8 protein-coding genes are annotated in these 6,442 nt (G+C 64.8%); all 8 read left to right on the top strand.

All coding sequences use genetic code 11. The features are described 5' to 3' along the window. Positions 1–58 precede the first annotated feature (58 nt). A complete protein-coding gene (gene tsf, locus IL54_RS00110; RefSeq protein WP_037472056.1) occupies positions 59–985 on the top strand; it encodes a translation elongation factor Ts in 927 nt (308 codons plus the stop codon). A 221-nt stretch (positions 986–1,206) separates the two neighbouring features. Then, positions 1,207–1,935: an EF-hand domain-containing protein gene (locus IL54_RS00105; protein ID WP_037472054.1), complete on the top strand. Its 729-nt coding sequence runs from the start codon at positions 1,207–1,209 to the stop codon at positions 1,933–1,935. Positions 1,936–2,085: 150 nt separating this feature from the next. Then, the gene (gene pyrH, locus IL54_RS00100; RefSeq protein WP_037472051.1) at positions 2,086–2,811 is read left to right on the top strand and encodes a UMP kinase; all 726 of its coding nucleotides are present in this window, start codon (positions 2,086–2,088) and stop codon (positions 2,809–2,811) included. 4 nt (positions 2,812–2,815) lie between these two features. Further along, positions 2,816–3,373: a ribosome recycling factor gene (gene frr / locus IL54_RS00095; RefSeq protein ID WP_037472049.1), complete on the top strand. Its 558-nt coding sequence runs from the start codon at positions 2,816–2,818 to the stop codon at positions 3,371–3,373. 43 nt (positions 3,374–3,416) lie between these two features. Next, positions 3,417–4,157, top strand: a complete 741-nt coding sequence (locus IL54_RS00090; protein WP_037472045.1) for an isoprenyl transferase — start codon at positions 3,417–3,419, stop codon at positions 4,155–4,157. 3 nt (positions 4,158–4,160) lie between these two features. Further along, a complete protein-coding gene (locus IL54_RS00085; RefSeq protein ID WP_037472043.1) occupies positions 4,161–4,937 on the top strand; it encodes a phosphatidate cytidylyltransferase in 777 nt (258 codons plus the stop codon). Continuing rightward, the gene (locus IL54_RS00080; RefSeq protein WP_037472041.1) at positions 4,937–6,097 is read left to right on the top strand and encodes a 1-deoxy-D-xylulose-5-phosphate reductoisomerase; all 1,161 of its coding nucleotides are present in this window, start codon (positions 4,937–4,939) and stop codon (positions 6,095–6,097) included. The genes IL54_RS00085 and IL54_RS00080 overlap by 1 nt, the downstream gene beginning before the upstream one ends. Then, on the top strand, positions 6,091–6,442 hold a 352-nt coding region (locus IL54_RS00075), incomplete at its 3' end, for a site-2 protease family protein (protein WP_037472039.1). The genes IL54_RS00080 and IL54_RS00075, both read left to right, overlap by 7 nt.

Below are 6,442 nucleotides of genomic sequence, written 5' to 3'. Positions count from 1 at the left end.
CTCTTTCAGAGACGCGCCCTGCCGCATATTTGAACCACACTGATTTAGGAGCCGAAACATGGCCGATATTACCGCCGCTTCCGTCAAGGAACTTCGCGACCGTTCGGGCGCGGGCATGATGGATTGCAAGAAGGCGCTCACCGAAGCCAATGGCGACATCGAAGCGGCAACCGATTGGCTGCGCGCCAAGGGTCTGGCCGCTGCGCAGAAGAAGTCGAGCCGCACCGCGGCCGAAGGTCTGGTCGGCGTTGCCGTCGCCGGGACCAAGGGTGTCGCCGTCGAAGTTAACAGCGAAACCGACTTCGTCGCCAAGAACGAACAGTTCCAGGATTTCGTCCGCACCGTCTCGACGATCGCGCTCGAAACCGGTGCTGCCGATGCTGAAGCGCTGTCGGCCGCTGCTTATCCGTCGGGCGGCACCGTCGCTGAAAAGCTGGTCGCCAATATCGCCACCATCGGCGAGAACCAGACCGTGCGCCGCGTCGGCCATGTCGAAGTGAGCCAGGGCGTTGTCGTGCCCTACGTCCACAATGCTGCGGCACCGGGCCTGGGCAAGATCGGCGTGCTGGTCGCGCTGGAAGGCGATGCCTCGGCTGAGGTCATGGAGCCTTTAGGCAAGCAGATCGCGATGCACATCGCTGCGGCCTTCCCGCTGGCGCTGGCCGCGTCGGACATCGATCCGTCGCTGCTGGAGCGTGAGCGCGCGATCGCTGCTGAAAAGGCCGCCGAATCGGGCAAGCCCGCTGAGATCGTCGCCAAGATGGTCGATGGCGCGGTGGCCAAGTTCGCCAAGGAAAACGCGCTGCTCTCGCAGCTGTTCGTGATGGACAACAAGACCCCGGTCGCTGACGTGGTTGCCAAGGCCGCCAAGGAAGCCGGCGCGTCGATCAGCCTGAAGGGCTATGTCCGCTTCCAGCTGGGCGAAGGCATCGAAAAGGAAGTCAGCGACTTCGCGGCCGAAGTCGCGGCGGCTGCCGGCGTCTGACATACGGACGTACAGCCTGAAACAAGGAAAAGAGCGCCCCGCTGGGCGCTCTTTTTTTTTGGCGAACACCGCATCGGGCGATAGGCGCCATGGAATAGTCTCCCGGCCTACTGAATTGCCAACACCGTGCCGTCTCTGCCGCAGACGTGGCTTCGGGGGCGTGCGCGGCTGGATGGCTATCCGCCTGCCTGTCTCCGACTTTGGCGGAGTTTGCATTGTCGATGCACAAGATATTGTCCGGCGCGCTGGCGTCGCTGCTATTATGTACTGCCCCCGTGCTGGCGCAGGGCGGGATGGGTGGCGATATGCAGGGCGGCGGCACTGGTGGCCCTCCCGGCGGCGGTGGCGGCGGCGGCGGACCACCCGGCGATAGGGGCGGGCCGCGCCAACCTACGCCGCCTAAACCGATCAAACGGGCGCAGTTCGACAAGGTCGTGACGGCGATGTTCCGGGAAGCGGACGTCAACCGCGATGGCATGGTCATGATCGCCGAATTGCGTAGCCTGTTCGATGCCCGGCGCGAGACCCTCATTCGCGCGCGCTTCACCAGGATCGACAGCAATCATAATGGTGCGGTGAGTTATGAGGAATTCGTCGCCTGGCAGCGGCAAATGGGTTCGGTGGCCTCGTCGGAAGTGGCCGGGACCGGTGACCGGGACGGTCCGATCGCCGAAGTCCTCCTTCCCGATGTCGGCGATGACCCTGGCAGCATGAGCCTCGCCGCGCTTATCGAGCCGCTCAGCGTCGGCCTGATCACCAACGCCAACAGCAATTATGACGCGGGCCTCTCGCTCGAAGAATTGCTGGCCTATCAAGGCAAACGCTTCGATGCGGCCGATGCCAATCATGATGGCTGGCTGACCATGGATGAGTTGCGGCCCCCGTCGCGGGGCGGGAAGGCTCCACGGGGCAGTGGCGGACCGCCCTGCCTGCGCGATCGTCCCTGCTGACGGTCCCACGGGATGACGGTAATTGCGGGACCGCAAAGGCCATCCCATAGCGCTGCGTAATATTTGACGACAAACGCCCCTTGGCATTGGGCGCTGGGCTGACTAATGATCGCTGGCCTTCCCGCTAGCAACATGGACTTCCCACCGCCTATGACCCGGCCTGCCTACAAGCGCATCCTGTTGAAGTTGTCCGGTGAAGTCCTGATGGGGCAGGGCCAGTTCGGCATCGAGCCGGAAACCGTCAATCGTGTCGCAGGCGAGATTGCGGCGGCGCGTGATGCGGGATTCGAGCTGTGCGTCGTCGTGGGCGGCGGCAATATCTTCCGCGGCCTTGCTGGCGCGGCCAAGGGGTTTGACCGGACCAGCGCCGATTATATGGGCATGCTGGCGACGGTCATGAACGCGCTGGCGGTGCAGAATGCGCTGGAAAAGCTCGGCTACGACACCCGCGTCCAGTCGGCGATCCCGATGGCGTCGGTGTGTGAACCCTATATCCGGCGCAAGGCGGTGCGGCATATGGAAAAGGGCCGGATTGTCATCTTCGCGGCGGGCACCGGCAACCCCTTCTTCACGACCGACACGACCGCCGCCCTGCGGGCCGCCGAAATGAATTGCGACGCGATCTTCAAGGGCACCAGCGTCGATGGCGTTTATAATGCCGACCCCAAGAAGGTGGCCGACGCGACCCGCTATGACGAGATCAGCTTCGACCAGGTTTTGACCGATAACCTAAAGGTTATGGACGCAAGCGCCATTGCCCTTTGCCGCGAAAATAATATTCCCATCGTCGTGTTCAACATCCGCGAAACCGGCAACCTGGCGACAGTGTTGGCGGGGCAGGGCGTCGCGACGATCGTGCATAATCAGGAGCGCTGACATCATGGCCCAATATGACAAATCCGATCTGGAACGCCGCATGGCCGGTGCCGTCGAATCGCTGCGCGGCGATCTGTCCGGCCTGCGTACCGGCCGCGCCAATGTGATGCTGCTCGATCCGGTGACCGTCACCGTCTATGGCGCATCCATGCCGTTGAACCAGGTCGCGACCGTGTCCGCCCCCGAACCGCGCATGTTGTCGGTCCAGGTGTGGGACAAGACCAATGTCGGTCCGGTCGACAAGGCGATCCGCTCGGCGGGCCTTGGCCTCAACCCCATCACTGATGGTCAGACGCTGCGCCTGCCGATCCCCGACCTGACCGAAGACCGGCGCAAGGAACTGGCCAAGCTCGCCAGCAAATATGCCGAGGGTGCACGCATCGCTGTACGCAACGTCCGCCGCGACGGCATGGACAGCCTGAAAGCCGATGAAAAGAAAGGCGAAATCAGCGAGGATGAGCGCAAGCGCTTGGAAACCGAAGTCCAGAAGCTGACCGACAGCATCATCGCCGACATTGACGCCGCTGCGACGTCGAAGGAAAAGGAAATCCTCGGCCAGTAAGCCGGGGCTTTCCTTTCGTGGCCATTGCCCGCATCCTGATCTGATGGCCACGCAAGCCAAACCCGACCTGACCAGCACCGCGCCTGCCCATGGCGCGCGCCATGTCGCCATCATCATGGATGGCAATGGCCGCTGGGCCAAGAAGCGCCTGCTGCCGCGCATCGCCGGCCATCGTGCCGGGGTGGAAGCGGTGCGCCGGGTCGCGCGGGCGGCCCGCGACATGGGGTTGGAATGCCTCACGCTCTACGCTTTCTCGTCCGAGAACTGGAAGCGCCCACCCAGTGAAGTGGCCGACCTGATGGGTCTGCTGCGCCACTTCATCCAGGCGGATCTGGACGAATTTCACGCCAATGGTGTGCGCCTGCGGGTGATCGGCAATTATCGCGTTCTCGACCCGTCGCTGGTCGACCTGATCGAGGCCGCCGTGGCCCGTACTGCCGCCAATAGCGGCCCCGTGATCGCCATCGCGCTCAACTATGGCGCGCAGGACGAAATGGTGCGCGCGGCCCAGCACCTCGCCCGGCGCGTCGCGCGCGGCGAGATACGCGCGGACGAGATTGGCGTGGAGACGATCGGCGCGGCGCTCGACACCGCCGATTTGCCACCGCTTGACCTGTTGATCCGCACATCGGGCGAACAACGGCTCAGCAACTTCATGTTGTGGCAGGCCGCCTATGCCGAACTCTATTTCACCGACATGCTCTGGCCCGATTTCGACGCGGCGGAACTGGCACGCGCACTCGATGCCTTCCGTCTGAGGGACCGCCGTTTCGGCGGGTTGTAGGCGATGGCCAGCGAATTGAAGACCCGCGCCATCGTCAGTGTCGCTTTGATCGCGATGGCGGTCGGTGCCCTGCTGTCGGGCGGTCTGCTCTTCTGGCTGCTGCTCGCGGTCGCAGGCGTGCTGATGCAGGGCGAATGGGCGGACCTGAACGGCGCCAGCGCCGAACAGCGAAAGCTGTCGATGTTCGCTGTGTCGGTGCCGCTGGCGATCCTGTGCCCGCTGGCGGCTGGCGTGGATGGGTTTGCGGTCGGCCTGATGATCGCGGCCTTCCTGTTCGTGATGGCCGCGACGCGGGGCTACAGGCTGGCCTGCGGGATCTTCTATGTCTGCGTGCCGGTGATGGCCTTGCTGTTCCTGCGCGGGCAGGAACCCAATCTTTACGGACTTCTGCTCGCCTTCTGGGCGCTGGCGCTGGTTTGGGCGACCGACATTGGCGCCTATTTCGCGGGCCGCTCGATCGGTGGTCCCAAACTCGCGCCGCGCATCAGCCCGTCCAAGACCTGGGCCGGATTGGCCGGGGGTGTCCTTGCCGCCTTGATCACCGGCTTTCTGCTGCATCGCTTCGCTGGCCTGCCGATCCAGTTGGCGGCGGCGAGCGGCTTGCTGGCGGTGGCGGCGCAATTGGGCGATCTGTTCGAAAGCGCGATGAAGCGGCGCGCAGGCGTCAAGGATAGCGGGATGCTGCTGCCCGGCCATGGCGGGGTGATGGACCGGCTGGATGGCGTAGTGGCCGCCGCGCCACTCGCTGCCTTGCTCTATCTGATGGTGGGACAGGCGTGATGCGGACGGTGTCGATCTTTGGCGCGACCGGCTCGGTGGGTATGTCCACGCTCGACCTCATCCAGCGCGAGCCGCATGCCTATCAGGTCGTCGCGCTGACCGCGAACAGCGATGTCGAGGGGCTGGCGCAAGCGGCCAAGGCAACCGGCGCGCAGATTGCTGTGATCGGCGACCCGGCGCGCTATGACGCGCTCAAGGCTGCGCTGGCGGGGTCGAACGTTGAGGCGGCTGCAGGCGAAGAGGCGCTGGTCGATGTCGCCGGGTCCGGGGCCGATTGGACCATGGCGTCGATCGTGGGCTGCGCCGGGCTACGGCCCACCATGGCCGCGCTCAAGGCGGGCGGCACCGTGGCGCTGGCCAACAAGGAATCGCTGGTGTCGGCGGGCGGGCTGATGATGGAGGCGGCGCGCGCCTCCGGCGCGACCCTGTTGCCGGTGGACAGCGAACATAATGCGATATTCCAGTGTCTTGCGGGTGGCACTCTGAACGATGTCGCAAGGATCATCCTGACCGCGAGCGGCGGCCCGTTCCGCACCCGCAGCCGCGCCGAGATGGCGGACATCACGCCGCAGCAGGCGGTCGCGCACCCCAACTGGTCGATGGGCGCGAAGATCAGCGTCGATAGCGCGACGATGATGAACAAGGGGCTGGAATTTATCGAGGCGGCCTATCTCTTCCCGGTCGGCCTCGATCGGATCGAGATATTGGTCCATCCCCAATCGGTCATTCATTCGATGGTCGAATATCGCGACCGGTCGACCTTGGCGCAATTGGGCTCGCCCGACATGCGGATTCCGATCGCCCACGCCTTGGCCTGGCCCCGGCGGATCGCTACGCCGTGCCAACCGCTCGATCTGGCGCGGATCGGTCGGCTCGATTTCGAGGCGCCAGACCCCGATCGCTTCCCTGCGCTGCGCTTGGCGCGGCAGGCGGCCGAGGCGGGCGGGGCCGTTCCGGCAATCCTGAACGCTGCCAACGAAGTCGCGGTGGCCGCTTTTCTCGCCGGGCGCGTCCGCTTCCTTGATATCGCCATGATTGTGGAGGAAGTGTTGACCCGCTATAGCGCGCCTGCGCCTCATGCCATTGCGGATGTGCTGGCGGCGGATGCTGCGGCGCGCGTCATGGCGGGCCAAGTGATGGAAAGATTGACGGCTTGTTAGAAAATCCCGGTTTCCTGCTGACCGTTCTCGCTTTCGTCGCGGTCATAGGGCCGCTCGTTTTCGTGCATGAGTTCGGCCATTATATCGTCGGGCGCTGGTGCGGCGTGAAGGCGGAGGCCTTCTCCATCGGCTTTGGCCCCGAACTGCTGGCCTGGGTGGACAAGCGCGGCACGCGCTGGCGGCTCGCGGCGCTCCCCTTGGGTGGCTATGTCCGCTTCAAGGGCGACATGAACGCGGCCAGTCAGGCCGATCCCGCCTGGCTGCAAATGTCGGCGCAGGATCGGGCCGAGAGCTTTCCCGCCAAGCCGGTATGGCAGCGCGCAGCGATCGTCGCGGCGGGGCCTG

Origin of the sequence: Sphingobium sp. ba1 (genome assembly GCF_000743655.1) — a bacterium.
Classification (GTDB): domain Bacteria; phylum Pseudomonadota; class Alphaproteobacteria; order Sphingomonadales; family Sphingomonadaceae; genus Sphingobium.
This window is presented reverse-complemented; position numbering and strand designations above follow the sequence as displayed.

Excerpts from the sequence above, each read along its gene's own strand:
- tsf (WP_037472056.1), top strand. The coding sequence starts at position 59 with ATGGCCGATATTACCGCCGCTTCCGTCAAGGAACTTCGCGACCGTTCG.
- IL54_RS00105 (WP_037472054.1), top strand. The coding sequence starts at position 1,207 with ATGCACAAGATATTGTCCGGCGCGCTGGCGTCGCTGCTATTATGTACT.
- pyrH (WP_037472051.1), top strand. The coding sequence starts at position 2,086 with ATGACCCGGCCTGCCTACAAGCGCATCCTGTTGAAGTTGTCCGGTGAA.
- frr (WP_037472049.1), top strand. The coding sequence starts at position 2,816 with ATGGCCCAATATGACAAATCCGATCTGGAACGCCGCATGGCCGGTGCC.
- IL54_RS00090 (WP_037472045.1), top strand. The coding sequence starts at position 3,417 with ATGGCCACGCAAGCCAAACCCGACCTGACCAGCACCGCGCCTGCCCAT.
- IL54_RS00085 (WP_037472043.1), top strand. The coding sequence starts at position 4,161 with ATGGCCAGCGAATTGAAGACCCGCGCCATCGTCAGTGTCGCTTTGATC.
- IL54_RS00080 (WP_037472041.1), top strand. The coding sequence starts at position 4,937 with ATGCGGACGGTGTCGATCTTTGGCGCGACCGGCTCGGTGGGTATGTCC.